This window comes from Streptomyces sp. R21, from assembly GCF_041051975.1.
Classification (GTDB): domain Bacteria; phylum Actinomycetota; class Actinomycetes; order Streptomycetales; family Streptomycetaceae; genus Streptomyces.
On sequence record NZ_CP163435.1, the window covers coordinates 2,185,143 to 2,199,967 of the forward strand.

The window sequence follows — 14,825 nt, forward strand, 5'->3', positions numbered from 1 at the left end:
TTACGGCACAGAGCCCCGCCGGACGGAGATCCACTCGAACCGGTGAGCGCGCCAACGCGCCCTCACCGGCTGCCTCTTGGGTTGCTTCCCGGGCTACTTCTCCATCTCGGCGGCGAGCTTGGCGAGCAGCGCGTCGTAGATCCGGGAGAGACCCTTGGGCGCGAACGTCCGCTCGAAGAAGCCGCCGACGCCGCCGGCGCCGTCCCACACGGTGGTCACGACGACGCGGGACTTGCCCTCGCCGGCCGGGGTGACACGCCAGGTGGTGACCATCGAGGAGTTGCGGTCCTTCTCGACGAGCTCGCCGTCGGTCGGCTCGCTGACCTCGAACAGGCAGTCGCGGATGCGCTTGCTGGTGGCCTGGAGCTTCCAGTGGACGAGGGTGCCCTCGCCGTCGCCGCCCTCGCGCACCTCGTACTCGCTGAAGTGCTCGGGCAGCAGCTTCTCGCGCGTTCCGCTGTAGTCGGCGAGGGCGTCGAACACCTTCTCCGCGTCCGCTGAGACGACTCGCTCCGTGGTGGCCTCGACCTGCGCCATTACGTTCCTCCAGCACCTGGGTTCTCGGGGTGGGGGCAAGCCAACCACCCCCCGGCCCGGCCCCCCAAATCGGGGTGCCCGAAGCGATCGGACGGCGATCGCAAGACGACCGCGGGGCGACCGGAGGACGACCGGACGGCGATCGAAAATGAGGGTCGCACGATCAAGGGAACATGTGTTCTATTCTGTGGTCAGTGCTACCGAGGAGGCCTCATGCGCTGGGAGAACCTCACAGCGGACCCCGCCGGGGATCCCGCCCGTGATGCCGCGCTGTTCGGCGCGGACGCGGTGACCACCCGGACCTTCGACACCCCGGAGTTCCGCGGGATCACCTTCCACGAGATCCGGGCCAGGTCGATCGTGAACCGCGTGCCGGGGGCGTCCCGCATGCCGTTCGAGTGGACGGTGAACCCCTATCGGGGCTGCTCACACGCGTGCGTGTACTGCTTCGCACGCAACACCCACAGCTATCTCGACCTCGACACAGGGCTCGACTTCGACTCCCAGATCGTGGTGAAGGTCAACGCACCCGAGCTGCTGCGCCGCCAGCTGGGCTCGCGCCGCTGGCTCGGCGAGCACATCGCGATGGGCACCAACGTCGACTGCTACCAGCGCGCGGAGGGCCGCTACCGGCTGATGCCCGGCATCATCGCGGCCCTGCACGACCACGCGAACCCCTTCTCGATCCTGACGAAGGGCACGCTGATCCTGCGCGACCTCGACCTCCTGAAGCAGGCCTCGGAGGTCACCGACGTCGGGATCTCCGTCTCCGTCGGCTTCACCGACACCGAGCTGTGGCGCACCGTCGAGCCGGGCACGCCCGCGCCGGAACGCCGCCTGGAGGCCGTACGCACCCTGTCGGAGCACGGCATCGACTGCGGGGTCCTGATGGCCCCCGTGATCCCCTTCCTCGGCGACCACCCCACCCAGCTGCGCGCCACCGTACGGGCCATCGCGGCCTCCGGCGCGACCTCGGTGACCCCGCTCGTGCTGCATCTGCGCCCCGGCGCCCGCGAGTGGTTCATGGCCTGGCTGGAGCACCATCACCCCTATCTGGTGCGCCGTTACGAGCGGCTGTACGCGGAGGGCGCGTACGCCCCGAAGTGGTACCAGCGGCGGATCACCCGTCAGGTCCACGAACTGGCCCAGGAGTACGGCATCGGCCCCACGCGCGGGGGCATGCCGCGCAGGATCACCCCGCCCGAGCCCGTGCGACCGGCAGCGGCACCGGAGCCGACGCAGCTCACCCTGCTCTGAAGGCTTCACTCACGCTGCTCAGAGGGCCTTTGGACCCTCACCGGCGGCATCCGAGCGCATCGCCCGCCCCGATCGGGTCAACTCTGCTCAGAACCAGTTCCTCCGGGTGGCCTTTCCGGAACGATGCGGCGAAGGCCGTGGTGTGCACGGCTCAACACCCTCCGTCCCGGGAGGCCTCATGAAAACAAGAGCAGCCGCACTCTGCGGTGCCGCAGCGGCGTTGGCCGCGATGGTGATCGCGGTCCCGGCCGACGCGAGCGCGGGCCCCGCGACCGCGTCGGGCACCGCCCCCTCGGTCCGCACCGCGAAGGTGACCTGGAAGAAGTGCGGCACCACGGCCTACCCGACGTTGCAGTGCGCGTCGTTGAAGGTGCCGCTCGACCACTTCGACCCCTACAGCCGGCGCATCACGCTCGCACTGTCGCGCGTTCCGCACACCGCGAAGACGTACCAAGGTCCGCTGCTGGTGAACCCGGGCGGACCCGGCGCGAGCGGACTCACGCTCGCCGGTTTCGTGGCGTCCTCGCTGCCCAAGGCGGTGGCAGCGCAGTACGACGTCATCGGCTTCGACCCGCGCGGCGTGGGCAAGAGCAAGCCCGCGCTCGTCTGCAAGGCCGGCCACTTCAACCCGGTGCGCCCGGACACCCTGCCGCTCACCCACGCCCTGGAGAAGGCGAACCTCAAGCGGGCCAAGGCCTTCGCCGCCGCGTGCGGGACCAAGTACAAGGACGTCCTGCCGTACATCGACACGGTCAGCGCGGTCCGTGACATGGACTCGATCCGGCACGCGCTCGGCGCCGAGACGATCAGCTACTTCGGGTACTCGTACGGCACCTACCTGGGCGCCGTGTACGCGAAGCTGTTCCCCGACCGCGTCCGCCGCCTGGTGCTCGACTCGATCGTCGACCCCACCGGTGCCTGGTACGACGACAACATGCAGCAGGACCACGCCTTCAACGACCGCCATATGGCGTTCATGGCGTGGGTCGCCAAGTACAACAGGACGTACAAGCTGGGCACCGATCCCGCCAAGGTCGAGGCCAAGTGGTACGCGATGCGTGCGGCGCTCGCCAAGAAGCCCGCGCAGAAGAAGGTGGGCGCCTCCGAGCTGGAGGACACCTACATCCCCGGCGGCTACTACAACGGCTACTGGCCCTACCTCGCGGCGGCGTTCGCGGCTTATGTGAACGACAAGGACTCCGACCCGCTGGTCGAGGCGTACGAGAACTTCGGCGCCGTGGACGCCTCCGGTGACAACGGCTACAGCATCTACACCTCGGTGCAGTGCCGTGACGCGTCCTGGCCGCACGACTGGAACCAGTGGCGCGAGGACAACTGGGCGGTGTACGACAAGGCGCCGTTCATGGCGTGGAACAACGCCTGGTACAACGCGCCGTGCGCGTTCTGGCCGACGGACACCCTGGAGCCCGTGGACGTGTCCAACGACGAGCTGCCCCCGGCGCTGCTCTTCCAGGCCACCAATGACGCGGCCACTCCGTACGAGGGCGGTGTCGCCGTCCACCACCTGCTGCGCGACTCCAGTCTGGTCGTCGAACAGGGCGGCGGGAACCACGGGATCACGCTGAGCGGGAACGCCTGCCTGGACAAGTACCTGGCGGCGTATCTGAAGGACGGCAAGGTGCCGCGCAGCGGCGGCGAGGTCGACGCGGTGTGCAAGAAGCGGCCCGACCCGAAGCCGCTGGGCGCGAAGGCGGCCTCCGGCTCCTCGCACGGCTCGACCCTGCACGGGCTGCTCGGCTTCCGCGGCTGAACCCGGTCGGGCAGGAGGTGACGGCCCGTCGGGGGCGTTGTCAGTGCCATGGTCCACCATGGACGCATGAGTGAGCTGACCAGGATTCCCGCCCCCGACGGGGTCGCCCCCGCCGCCGCGTACACGCACGTCGTCATGGGCACGGGCCGCTTCGTCGCGGTCTCCGGCCAACTCGCGCTGGACGAGGACGGCAAGCTCGTGGGCGAGGGCGATCCGGCGGCGCAGGCCCGGCAGGTCTTCGAGAACCTGCGCCGCTGCCTGGCCGCCGCCGGGGCCGGCTTCGACGACGTCGTCAAACTCACCTTCTTCGTCACGGACATGGCCCACATGCCCGCCATCCGCGCAGCCCGCGACGCCCACATACCCGCCGACCGCCTCCCCGCCGCGTCGGCGGTCCAGGTCGCGGCGCTGGTCCGCCCCGAGTTCCTGATGGAGATCGAGGCGTACGCGGTGATCGGCGGGTGAGCGGTCTCCGCGTCCGGGAGATGACCCTGGCCGACTGCGACCGGGTCGCCGGACCGCGCGCCAAGGGCTAAAACCCCCGTTGTACGCGGCGACGACGTCGGCCGGGCCTGCCACGGCCCCTACCGGGACGGTGAAGTCCGCACCGGGGACGCCGAGTTGTACGCCATCTACGTCCGCCCCGATCAGGTCGGCGCCGGGGTGGGGCAGGCTCTGCTGCGGGAGTCGACCGGCCGGTGCGCCGGGGCCGGGCGTCCGCGGATGCTGCTGTGGGTGCTGAAGGGGAACGCCGACGCGCGGCGCTTCTACGAGCGGGCCGGGTTCCGTCCCGACGGGGCCGAGGAACCGTTCGAGGTGGAAGGGGTCTCGGTGCCCGAGGTGCGGTACGCCCGGACGCTGGACCGCGACACACGCTGCTGAGCTACGACGTGGGGAGCCGCGCCAGCGCGTGGACCGCCGCCTCCGCGAGGGCCGGGTGCGCGAGGGCCCCGGTCAGGACGGGTCGCGCGCGGGGATCGCCCATCGCGCCCAGCCCCTCGATGCAGGCGAGCGCGACCCTGCGGTACGGGTCGTGCGGGTGCAGCCGCCGCTCCAGCGTGGTGATCAGGGCGGGCACGGCCTCGGGGGCGCGCAGTTCGGCCAGCAGCCGTACCGGGTGGAGCGCGTAGGCGACCCGGAGTTCGTTGGTGGCGAGCGCGGCCGCGGCGCGGGCGGTGCGCGGATCGCCGAGCCGGGCCAGGGCGTGCGCGGCGGACGCGCAGCGCTGCGGGTCGCGGTGGTTGAGCAGCAGGACGAGCGCCTCGAAGGCCCGCCGGTCCCCGGCGACCCCCAGCCGGAAGGCGACCAGTTCCCTGGCCCACAGGGGCTGCCCGGGCGCGGTCAGCGCGGCCGCCAGTTCATCGAGGTCGCCGCTCGCCACGAGCCGCTCGTACGCCGCCGAGCCCCCCGCCTCGCGCCGTAAACGCTCCGTGAGTGATCGCAACTCCTCGTCCATGCCGCGAGCCTAGAGCCGTGCTTGAGCGGCGGGGACGTACATCACAAACTCGGGGGGTGGCGTGCTCGTTACTGGCGGGTTAAGCTCAGACGAGCGAGTTACCCACTCGTGTCTTACTCGCGGTGGCCTGGTGACGCAGCCATCGGGAGAGCAGTCGGTTCGGTACTTCAGGTACCTCAGTACGACATGGCCTGGGACAGGGCCGGTCGATCTCCACCGTTCCTCGGACGCATGTGCTTCGCGTCCCCGGACGGCGCCGGGCGTGTGCGCCAGTCAGCCCGGCAACACCCGCATCTGCCGCACTCCGTGCGCCCGTTGGCGTACCTCCGTGCGTACCTCAGTCGTCACCCTCTTCCTGGAGTCCCGCGATGGCCGCTCCCCTGTCCGACCCCTCCGCGTCCCCGTTGAAGACCGTCGCCGTCATCGGCCTCGGCACCATGGGCACCGGCATCACCGAGGTCCTGGCTCGCGCCGGTCGCGAAGTCATCGGCATCGACATCAGCGAGGCCGCGGCCGCCCAGGCGGTCGCCTCGCTCGAAACCTCCACCGCCCGCGCCGTGCAGCGCGGCCGTCTCACGGAGCAGGAGCGCGACGACGCCCTGGCCCGCTTCCGGACCTTCACCGATCTTCGGGCGGCGGCCGACGCCGACCTGGTCATCGAGGTGGTCCCGGAGTCGTACGAGATCAAGCAGCAGGTCTTCCGCGCGCTGGACGCCGTCGTGCGGCCGGAGACGATCCTCGCGACCGGCACCAACGCCCTCTCGGTCACGCGTCTGGCGGCCGACTCGGCCCGTCCGGAGCGGGTGCTCGGACTGCACTTCTTCAACCCGGCCCCGGCGATGAAGCTGGTCGAGGTCGTCTCGTCGGTGCTGACCGCGCCCGCGGCCGTCGCCGCGGTCACCGATCTCGCCCTGGACCTCGGCAAGGAGCCCGTCGCGGTCGGCGACCGCCCCGGTTTCGTCGCGGACGGGCTGCTGTTCGGCTACCTCAACCAGGCAGCGGCGATGTACGAGGCCAAGTACGCCTCCCGCGAGGACATCGACGCCGCGATGAAGCTCGGCTGCGGCCTGCCGATGGGCCCGCTCGCCCTGCTCGACCTGATCGGCATCGACACCGCGCGCACGGTCCTGGAGGCCATGTACGCCGAGTCGCACGACCGCCTGCACGCCCCCGCGCCCATCCTCAAGCAGCTCAGCGAGGCGGGCCTGACCGGCCGCAAGTCGGGGCGCGGCTTCTACACGTACGAGGCCCCCGGCAGCACCACCGTCGTGCGGGACGCGCTGACGCCGCTGGAGGGTGCGGCCCTGGCCGAGGGACGCACCATCCGCTCGGTCGGCGTCGCGGGCTCCGGCACGATGGCGTCCGGCATCGCGGAGGTCTTCGCGAAGGCCGGGTACGAGGTGGTCCTCGCCGCCCGCAGCGAGGAGAAGGCGCAGGCCGCCAAGGCCCGCATCGGCAAGTCGCTGGCGCGCTCCGTCGACAAGGGCCGGATGACCGCCGAGGCCGCCGCGGGAACCCTGGACCTGATCACCCCGGCCGGCTCCTACGACGCCTTCGCCGAGGTCGACCTGGCCCTGGAGGCCGTCGCCGAGGACCTGGAGGTCAAGCAGCAGCTGTTCGCCGCGTTCGACAAGGTCTGCAAGCCCGGCGCGATCCTCGCCACCACCACCTCCTCGCTGCCCGTCGTGGCCTGCGCCCGCGCCACCTCGCGCCCGCAGGACGTGATCGGCATGCACTTCTTCAACCCGGCCCCGGCGATGAAGCTGGTCGAGGTCGTGCGGACCGTGCTGACGGCGGACGACGTGCACGCCACCGTCCGCGAGGTCTGCGCCAAGATCCGCAAGCACCCGGTGGACTGCGGCGACCGCGCCGGTTTCATCGTGAACGCGCTGCTGTTCCCGTACCTGAACAACGCCATCAAGATGGTGCAGGAGCACTACGCGACGCTCGACGACATCGACGCCGCGATGAAGCTCGGTGGCGGCTACCCGATGGGCCCGTTCGAACTCCTCGACGTGGTCGGCCTGGACGTCTCGCTGGCCATCGAGAAGGTTCTGCACCGCGAGTTCCGCGACCCGGGCCTCGCCCCGGCGCCGCTCCTGGAGCACTTGGTGGCCGCGGGCTGCCTCGGCCGCAAGACGGGCCGCGGCTTCCGCGAATATGCCCGGCGCTGAGACCGGCGAGGACCGGCACACGGAGTCCGCCGACTGGGGCGGGCTCCTGGATCCGGGCGGCCATCTCCCGTCCGCCCTGCCCGCCGACCCCCCGCCCGCCAAGGGCGGGGGGACCCCCGGCCATGAGCGCTCTCCTGCGCACATGCAGTACGTTCGGGTCATGTCCCAGCCCGCCAAGTCCTCACGTACACCGGCTACGACCGACGCACCGGAAAGTGCCGCCGGCACACGCGCCGCCGCCCAGCGGCTCAAGATGCGCCGGGAGCTGGCGGCCGCGGCCATGGAGCTGTTCGCGACCAAGGGGTACGAGGCGACCACCGTCGACGAGATCGCCGCCCAGGCCGGTGTCGCACGGCGCACGTTCTTCCGCCACTTCCGCTCCAAGGAAGAGGCGATCTTCCCCGACCACGACGACACCCTGGTCCGCGCCGAGGCGGTGCTGAACGCGGCCCCCGCGCACGAGCACCCGCTCGACACCGTGTGCCGCGGCATCAAGGAAGTCATGAAGATGTACGCGGCCTCCCCGGCCGTGTCCGTCGAGCGCTACCGGCTCACGCGTGAGGTGCCCACCCTCCGCGAGCGCGAGATCGCCTCGGTCGCCCGCTACGAGCGCCTCTTCACCCGCTATCTCCTCGGCCACTTCGACGAGCACGCCCACGACGACGACGCGAACGACGACCCGCTGCTCGCGGAGGTCGCCGCGTCGGCCGTGGTCACGGCCCACAACCACGTACTGCGTCGCTGGCTGCGGGCCGGCGGACAGGGAGACGTGGAGGGCCAGCTCGACCACGCCTTCGCCATCGTGCAGCGCACGTTCGGCACGGGTATCGGGGTCGGGCGCGAGACCTCGCCCCGGCCGGCGCCCGCTTCCTCCTTCACCGAAGGGGATGTCCTGGTGACCGTCGCCCGGGTCGACGCCCCGTTGGACCAGGTCATGCGAACCATCGAGCAGGCCCTGCGGGAACGGTCGTAGCGACCTCCGTCTCAGAACCGCGGCTGCCGCCGCTTCTCCTCAAACGCCGGACGGGCTTTTGCCCCCGTCCGGCGTTTTTGCGTCGCCACCTGATCGATCATCGCTCACGTGTTACGTAAAGATTTCACCTGAGCGCAACTTCTGGCACTGCGTGCCTTGCGGGGTGACACGCGGTGCCATACGTTGATGTTGTCCGGGCGGCCGGCGTGCAGAGACCTTTCGTACGCCGGCTGTCCCCGCAACCAACTGGCTTGCGCGCCCGGACGCCTGCGTCACAGGCACCCTTCGCGCCACAAAGCGCTGCCGTAGCACCACCTTCGCCGAACCGACGGCAACCCTCACACCCACAGCAGCACACCGACGTGACCCTCAGCGTCTCCCCTCAAGACGCCTTTCGCCGGAGGCAACACCGTGAAGGAAATCCTGGACGCGATTCAGTCGCAGACCGCCACGTCTGCCGACTTCGCCGCTCTGCCGCTCCCCGAGTCGTACCGCGCGATCACCGTGCACAAGGACGAGACGGAGATGTTCACCGGGCTCGCCACCCGCGACAAGGACCCCCGCAAGTCGATCCACCTGGACGACGTGCCGGTGCCGGAGCTCGGCCCGGGCGAGGCCCTGGTGGCCGTCATGGCCTCCTCCGTGAACTACAACTCGGTCTGGACCTCGATCTTCGAGCCGATGTCGACCTTCGGCTTCCTGGAGCGCTACGGCAGGCTCAGCGAGCTCACCAAGCGCCACGACCTGCCCTACCACATCATCGGTTCCGACCTCGCGGGCGTCGTCCTGCGCACCGGCCCGGGCGTGAACTCCTGGAAGCCGGGTGACGAGGTCGTCGCGCACTGTCTGAGCGTCGAGCTGGAGTCCTCGGACGGCCACAACGACACGATGCTCGACCCCGAGCAGCGCATCTGGGGCTTCGAGACGAACTTCGGCGGCCTCGCCGAGATCGCGCTCGTCAAGTCCAACCAGCTGATGCCGAAGCCGGACCACCTCAGCTGGGAGGAGGCCGCCGCTCCGGGCCTGGTCAACTCCACCGCGTACCGCCAGCTGGTCTCCCGCAACGGCGCCGGCATGAAGCAGGGCGACAACGTGCTCATCTGGGGCGCGAGCGGCGGCCTCGGCTCGTACGCGACGCAGTTCGCGCTCGCCGGTGGCGCCAACCCCATCTGTGTCGTGAGCAGCGAGCAGAAGGCGGACATCTGCCGCGCGATGGGCGCCGAGGCGATCATCGACCGCAACGCCGAGGACTACAGGTTCTGGAAGGACGAGCACAACCAGGACCCGAAGGAGTGGAAGCGCTTCGGCAAGCGCATCCGCGAGCTGACCGGCGGCGAGGACGTGGACATCGTCTTCGAGCACCCGGGCCGCGAGACCTTCGGCGCCTCCGTGTACGTCACGCGCAAGGGCGGCACGATCGTCACCTGCGCCTCGACCTCGGGCTACAACCACGAGTACGACAACCGCTACCTGTGGATGTCCCTGAAGCGGATCATCGGCTCGCACTTCGCCAACTACCGCGAGGCCTGGGAGGCCAACCGGCTCATCGCGAAGGGCAAGATCCACCCGACCCTGTCCAAGGTGTACTCGCTGGAGGACACCGGCCAGGCCGCGTACGACGTGCACCGCAACCTCCACCAGGGCAAGGTCGGCGTGCTGGCGCTCGCGCCCGAGGAGGGCCTGGGCGTCCGCGACCACGAGAAGCGCGCCCAGCACATCGACGCCATCAACCGCTTCCGGAACATCTGAGGTCCGACTGATGACAGAGCGCCAGACCGCTCCTGCGCCGGAGGGCGCGCCGGCGTCGAAAGAGACGAAGACAAGGGAGCGCAGCGACCGCGGGCTGAGGAACGTCGACGCCGGCAACCAGCGCCCTCCGGCGCAGGAGCCAAAAGAAAGGGACCGGCCGTGGCTCATGCGGACCTATGCCGGTCACTCGACCGCCGAGGCGTCCAACGAGCTGTACCGGCGCAACCTCGCCAAGGGGCAGACGGGCCTCTCCGTGGCCTTCGACCTGCCGACGCAGACCGGCTACGACCCCGACCACATCCTCGCCCGCGGCGAGGTGGGCCGCGTCGGGGTCCCGGTCTCGCACCTCGGTGACATGCGCCGGCTGTTCCAGGACATCCCCCTGGAGCAGATGAACACCTCGATGACCATCAACGCCACCGCCATGTGGCTGCTGGCGCTCTATCAGGTCGTCGCCGAGGAGCAGGGCGCGGACGTCACCCAGCTCCAGGGCACGACCCAGAACGACATCGTGAAGGAGTACCTGTCGCGGGGCACGCACGTGTTCCCGCCGGGTCCCTCGCTCCGTCTGACGACGGACATGATCTGCTACACCGTCAACAACATGCCCAAGTGGAACCCGATCAACATCTGCAGCTACCACCTGCAGGAGGCGGGAGCCACCCCGGTCCAGGAGATCGCGTACGCGATGTCCACCGCGATCGCCGTCCTGGACGCGGTGTTCGCGTCCGGCCAGATCCGCGAGGACCAGAAGGGTGATGTGGTCGCGCGTATCTCCTTCTTCGTGAACGCGGGCGTCCGCTTCGTCGAGGAGATGTGCAAGATGCGGGCGTTCGGCCGCATCTGGGACAAGATCACGCGCGAGCGGTACGGCATCGAGAACCCCAAGCACCGGCGTTTCCGGTACGGCGTCCAGGTCAACTCCCTCGGTCTGACCGAGGCGCAGCCGGAGAACAACATCCAGCGGATCGTGCTGGAGATGCTGGCCGTGACCCTCTCCAAGGACGCACGCGCGCGTGCCGTCCAACTCCCGGCCTGGAACGAGGCGTTGGGCCTGCCCCGGCCCTGGGACCAGCAGTGGTCGCTGCGCATGCAGCAGGTGCTCGCCTACGAGAGCGACCTGCTGGAGTACGCGGACATCTTCGAGGGCTCGCACGTCATCGAGGCCAAGGTGGCCTCCCTGATGGAGGAGTCGCTCGCCGAGATCGACCGCATCCAGGAGATGGGCGGCGCGATGGCCGCCGTCGAGTCGGGCTACCTGAAGTCGCAGCTCGTCTCCTCGCACGCGCTGCGCCGGGCCCGGATCGAGGGCGGCGAGGAGAAGATCGTCGGCGTCAACATCTTCCAGTCGACCGAGCCGAACCCGCTGACGGCCGACCTGGACGCGGCGATCCAGACGGTCGACCCGGCGGTCGAGGCCCGTGTGGTCGGCGCGCTCAAGCACTGGCGCGACACCCGCTACCAGCCGCCCTTCAACCACCCGCGCCCGTGCAAGGCGCTGGAGAAGCTGAAGGAGGCCGCGCAGGGCACCGGCAACCTCATGGAGGCCACCCTGGAGTGCGCCCGCGCCGGGGTCACGACCGGCGAGTGGTCCGGCGCCCTGCGCGAGGTGTTCGGCGAGTTCCGGGCCCCCACCGGTGTCTCGTCGGCGCCCGTCGCCGTCACCGCCGAGGAGGGCACCGCGCTGGCCCTGGTCCGCCGCAAGGTGGAGCTGACCGCCAAGGAGATGGGCGTCGGCAAGCTCCGCTTCCTGGTGGGCAAGCCGGGCCTGGACGGGCACTCCAACGGCGCCGAGCAGATCGCCGTGCGGGCCCGCGACGCCGGGTTCGAGGTGGTCTACCAGGGCATCCGGCTCACCCCGGAGGAGATCGTGGCCGCGGCGCTCGCCGAGGACGTGCACGGCGTCGGCCTGTCCATCCTGTCCGGCTCGCACGCCCAGCTGGTGCCGGACGTGCTGGAACGGCTCCGTGTGGCCGGTGCCACAGACATCCCGGTGATCGCCGGTGGCATCATCCCGAATGGTGACGCCGAGCAGCTCCGGGCCGCCGGAGTCGCCGCGGTCTTCACCCCGAAGGACTTCGACATCACCGGAATCATCGGCCGCATCGTCGACGAGATCCGCAAAGCGAACAAGCTCGACCCCCTGGAGGTCCCCGCATGACCAGCCCCGTCAACCGCCTGCGTCCGCGGCGCTCCTGCCTGGCCGTGCCCGGCTCGAACCCCCGCTTCCTGGAGAAGGCCCAGGGCCTGGCCGCCGACCAGGTCTTCCTCGACCTGGAGGACGCGTGCGCGCCGCTCGCCAAGCCGGAGGCGCGGCACACCATCGTCAAGTTCCTCAACGAGGGTGACTGGACGGGCAAGACGCGGGTCGTGCGCGTCAACGACTGGACGACCGAGTGGACGTACCGCGATGTCGTCACGGTCGTCGAGGGCGCCGGACAGAACCTCGACTGCATCATGCTGCCGAAGGTCCAGGACGCCCAGCAGATCGTGGCCCTCGACCTGCTGCTGACGCAGATCGAGAAGACGATGGGCTTCGAGGTCGGCAAGATCGGCATCGAGGCGCAGATCGAGAACGCCCAGGGCCTGAACAACGTCAACGCGATCGCCACCGCTTCGCAGCGCGTGGAGACGATCATCTTCGGCCCGGCCGACTTCATGGCCTCCATCAACATGAAGTCCCTGGTCGTCGGCGAGCAGCCGCCCGGCTACGGCGCCGACGCGTACCACTACATCCTGATGGCCATCCTGATGGCCGCCCGCGCCAACAACCTCCAGGCGATCGACGGCCCCTACCTGCAGATCCGCAACCAGGACGGCTACAAGGCGGTCGCCCAGCGCGCCGCCGCGCTCGGCTTCGACGGCAAGTGGGTGCTGCACCCGGACCAGGTCGCCGCAGCCAACGAGATCTTCTCGCCGTCGCAGGAGGACTTCGACCACGCCGAGCTGATCCTGGACGCGTACGACTTCTACACGTCCGAGGCGGGCGGCAAGAAGGGCTCCGCGATGCTGGGCGACGAGATGATCGACGAGGCCAGCCGCAAGATGGCGCTCGTCATCTCGGGCAAGGGCCGGGCCGCCGGCATGCAGCGCACCAGCAAGTTCGAAGCCCCGGAGGCCTGAGCACCATGCAGTTCGGACGCACCTACGAGGAGTTCGAGGTCGGCGCGGTCTACAAGCACTGGCCCGGAAAAACGGTCACCGAGTACGACGACCACCTCTTCTGTCTGCTCACCATGAACCACCACCCGCTCCACATGGACACCAACTATGCGGAGAACACGACGGACTTCGGCAAGAACGTCGTCGTAGGCAACTACATCTACTCGCTGCTCCTCGGCATGTCCGTTCCGGACGTGTCGGGCAAGGCGATCGCCAACCTGGAGATCGAGTCGCTGCGTCACGTGGCGCCGACCTTCCACGGCGACACGATCTACGGCGAGACGACGGTCCTCGACAAGACGCCGTCGAGGTCGAAGAACGACCGCGGGATCGTCTACGTCGAGACCAAGGGCTACAAGCAGGACGGCACGCTGGTCTGCGTGTTCCGCCGCAAGGTGATGGTGCCGACCGAGACGTACATCAAGGAGCGCGGCGGCGAGCAGCCCGGCCGCCCCCAGCTCAAGGAGCAGGAGAAGTAGCCATGGCGCGACTCGCCCAGACCGCCGGTCTCACCGACGTCCAGCAGGAGATCCTCTCCACCGTCCGCGACTTCGTGGACAAGGAGATCATCCCGGTCGCGACCGAGCTGGAGCACCGCGACGAGTACCCCCAGCAGATCGTCGACGGGCTCAAGGAGTTGGGCCTCTTCGGCCTGATGATCCCCGAGGAGTACGGCGGTCTGGGCGAGTCCCTCCTGACGTACGCGCTGTGCGTCGAGGAGATCGCCCGCGGCTGGATGTCGGTCTCCGGCATCATCAACACGCACTTCATCGTGGCGTACATGCTCAAGCAGCACGGCACGCAGGAGCAGAAGGACTACTTCCTGCCGCGCATGGCGCTCGGCGAGGTGCGTGGCGCGTTCTCGATGTCGGAGCCGGCCCTCGGTTCGGACGTGTCCGCGATCTCCTCCAAGGCGGTCAAGGACGGCGACGAGTACGTCCTGAACGGTCAGAAGATGTGGCTGACGAACGGCGGCACGTCAACACTGGTGGCCGTTCTCGTCCGAAGTGATGAAGGACACCCCGAGGGCACGGCGCCCCACAAGTCGATGACGACCTTCCTCGTCGAGAAGGAGCCCGGCTTCGGAGAGGTCCGTCCCGGCCTCACCATTCCCGGGAAGATCGACAAGATGGGTTACAAGGGCGTCGACACGACCGAACTCATCATGGACGGACTGCGCATTCCGGCCAATCGTGTGCTCGGCGGGGTCACCGGCCGAGGGTTTTACCAAATGATGGACGGAGTCGAAGTCGGCCGCGTGAATGTGGCGGCACGTGGCTGCGGTGTCGCGCAGCGTGCTTTCGAACTGGGTGTCTCCTACGCCCAGCAACGTCACACTTTCGGCAAGGCGATCGCCCAGCACCAGGCCATTCAGTTCAAGCTGGCCGAGATGGCTACCAAGGTCGAGGCCGCGCATGCGATGATGGTGAATGCAGCACGCAAAAAGGACTCTGGCGAACGAAACGACCTCGAAGCAGGGATGGCGAAGTACCTCGCCTCCGAATACTGCAAGGAAGTAGTCGAGGACGCTTTCCGGATCCACGGGGGCTACGGCTTCTCGAAGGAGTACGAGATCGAGCGTCTCTACCGTGAGGCGCCGATGCTGCTGATCGGTGAAGGTACCGCCGAGATCCAGAAAATGATCATCGGTCGCAGGCTGCTCGAAGAGTATCGACTCCAGGGCTAGATGTCCCGGTTCGGGGTGTTTTCTTCGAGAAGAAGATCACACCCCGTCAACACTCTTCG

13 protein-coding genes are annotated in these 14,825 nt (G+C 69.1%); 11 read left to right on the top strand and 2 right to left on the bottom strand.

What is annotated here, in order from left to right; all coding sequences use genetic code 11:
• Window positions 1–93: 93 nt before the first annotated feature.
• Window positions 94–537, bottom strand: coding sequence for an SRPBCC family protein (locus AB5J56_RS09930; protein ID WP_369232102.1), 444 nt, complete (start codon window positions 535–537; stop codon window positions 94–96).
• 213 nt (window positions 538–750) lie between these two features.
• On the opposite strand from AB5J56_RS09930, the gene AB5J56_RS09935 reads away from it, so the two are divergent.
• The 4 genes from AB5J56_RS09935 to AB5J56_RS09950 all read left to right on the top strand — a co-directional run bounded on the left by AB5J56_RS09935 (window position 751) and on the right by AB5J56_RS09950 (window position 4,447).
• A complete protein-coding gene (locus AB5J56_RS09935) occupies window positions 751–1,794 on the top strand; it encodes an Rv2578c family radical SAM protein (RefSeq protein WP_369232104.1) in 1,044 nt (347 codons plus the stop codon).
• Window positions 1,795–1,972: 178 nt separating this feature from the next.
• The gene (locus AB5J56_RS09940) at window positions 1,973–3,565 is read left to right on the top strand and encodes an alpha/beta hydrolase (RefSeq protein WP_369232106.1); all 1,593 of its coding nucleotides are present in this window, start codon (window positions 1,973–1,975) and stop codon (window positions 3,563–3,565) included.
• A gap of 66 nt (window positions 3,566–3,631) precedes the next feature.
• A complete protein-coding gene (locus AB5J56_RS09945) occupies window positions 3,632–4,030 on the top strand; it encodes a RidA family protein (RefSeq protein ID WP_369232108.1) in 399 nt (132 codons plus the stop codon).
• Between the two features lie 156 nt (window positions 4,031–4,186).
• Window positions 4,187–4,447 carry a GNAT family N-acetyltransferase gene (locus AB5J56_RS09950; RefSeq protein ID WP_369232110.1) on the top strand — a complete coding sequence of 87 codons (261 nt, stop codon included), beginning with the start codon at window positions 4,187–4,189 and terminating at the stop codon, window positions 4,445–4,447.
• Window position 4,448: 1 nt separating this feature from the next.
• On the opposite strand, the gene AB5J56_RS09955 is transcribed toward AB5J56_RS09950, so the two are convergent.
• On the bottom strand, window positions 4,449–5,021 hold the full coding sequence (locus tag AB5J56_RS09955; protein ID WP_369232112.1) for an adenylosuccinate lyase: 573 nt from the start codon (window positions 5,019–5,021) through the stop codon (window positions 4,449–4,451).
• A 368-nt stretch (window positions 5,022–5,389) separates the two neighbouring features.
• Between AB5J56_RS09955 and AB5J56_RS09960 the strand changes: the two genes are divergently transcribed.
• From AB5J56_RS09960 to AB5J56_RS09990, 7 genes are all read left to right on the top strand, one after another.
• Window positions 5,390–7,195, top strand: coding sequence for a 3-hydroxyacyl-CoA dehydrogenase family protein (locus AB5J56_RS09960; protein WP_369232114.1), 1,806 nt, complete (start codon window positions 5,390–5,392; stop codon window positions 7,193–7,195).
• A 160-nt stretch (window positions 7,196–7,355) separates the two neighbouring features.
• Window positions 7,356–8,168 carry a TetR family transcriptional regulator gene (locus tag AB5J56_RS09965; protein ID WP_369232116.1) on the top strand — a complete coding sequence of 271 codons (813 nt, stop codon included), beginning with the start codon at window positions 7,356–7,358 and terminating at the stop codon, window positions 8,166–8,168.
• Between the two features lie 411 nt (window positions 8,169–8,579).
• Window positions 8,580–9,917: a crotonyl-CoA carboxylase/reductase gene (ccrA, locus tag AB5J56_RS09970; RefSeq protein WP_369232118.1), complete on the top strand. Its 1,338-nt coding sequence runs from the start codon at window positions 8,580–8,582 to the stop codon at window positions 9,915–9,917.
• 10 nt (window positions 9,918–9,927) lie between these two features.
• Window positions 9,928–12,078, top strand: coding sequence for a protein meaA (locus AB5J56_RS09975; protein ID WP_369232120.1), 2,151 nt, complete (start codon window positions 9,928–9,930; stop codon window positions 12,076–12,078).
• Entirely contained in the window at window positions 12,075–13,040 is a 966-nt protein-coding gene (locus AB5J56_RS09980) for a CoA ester lyase (RefSeq protein WP_369232122.1), read from the top strand. Before AB5J56_RS09975 ends, AB5J56_RS09980 begins: the two co-directional genes overlap by 4 nt.
• Window positions 13,041–13,045: 5 nt before the next feature.
• The gene (locus tag AB5J56_RS09985) at window positions 13,046–13,558 is read left to right on the top strand and encodes a MaoC family dehydratase (protein WP_217452932.1); all 513 of its coding nucleotides are present in this window, start codon (window positions 13,046–13,048) and stop codon (window positions 13,556–13,558) included.
• Between the two features lie 2 nt (window positions 13,559–13,560).
• Window positions 13,561–14,766, top strand: a complete 1,206-nt coding sequence (locus tag AB5J56_RS09990; RefSeq protein WP_369232123.1) for an acyl-CoA dehydrogenase family protein — start codon at window positions 13,561–13,563, stop codon at window positions 14,764–14,766.
• Window positions 14,767–14,825: the final 59 nt, after the last annotated feature.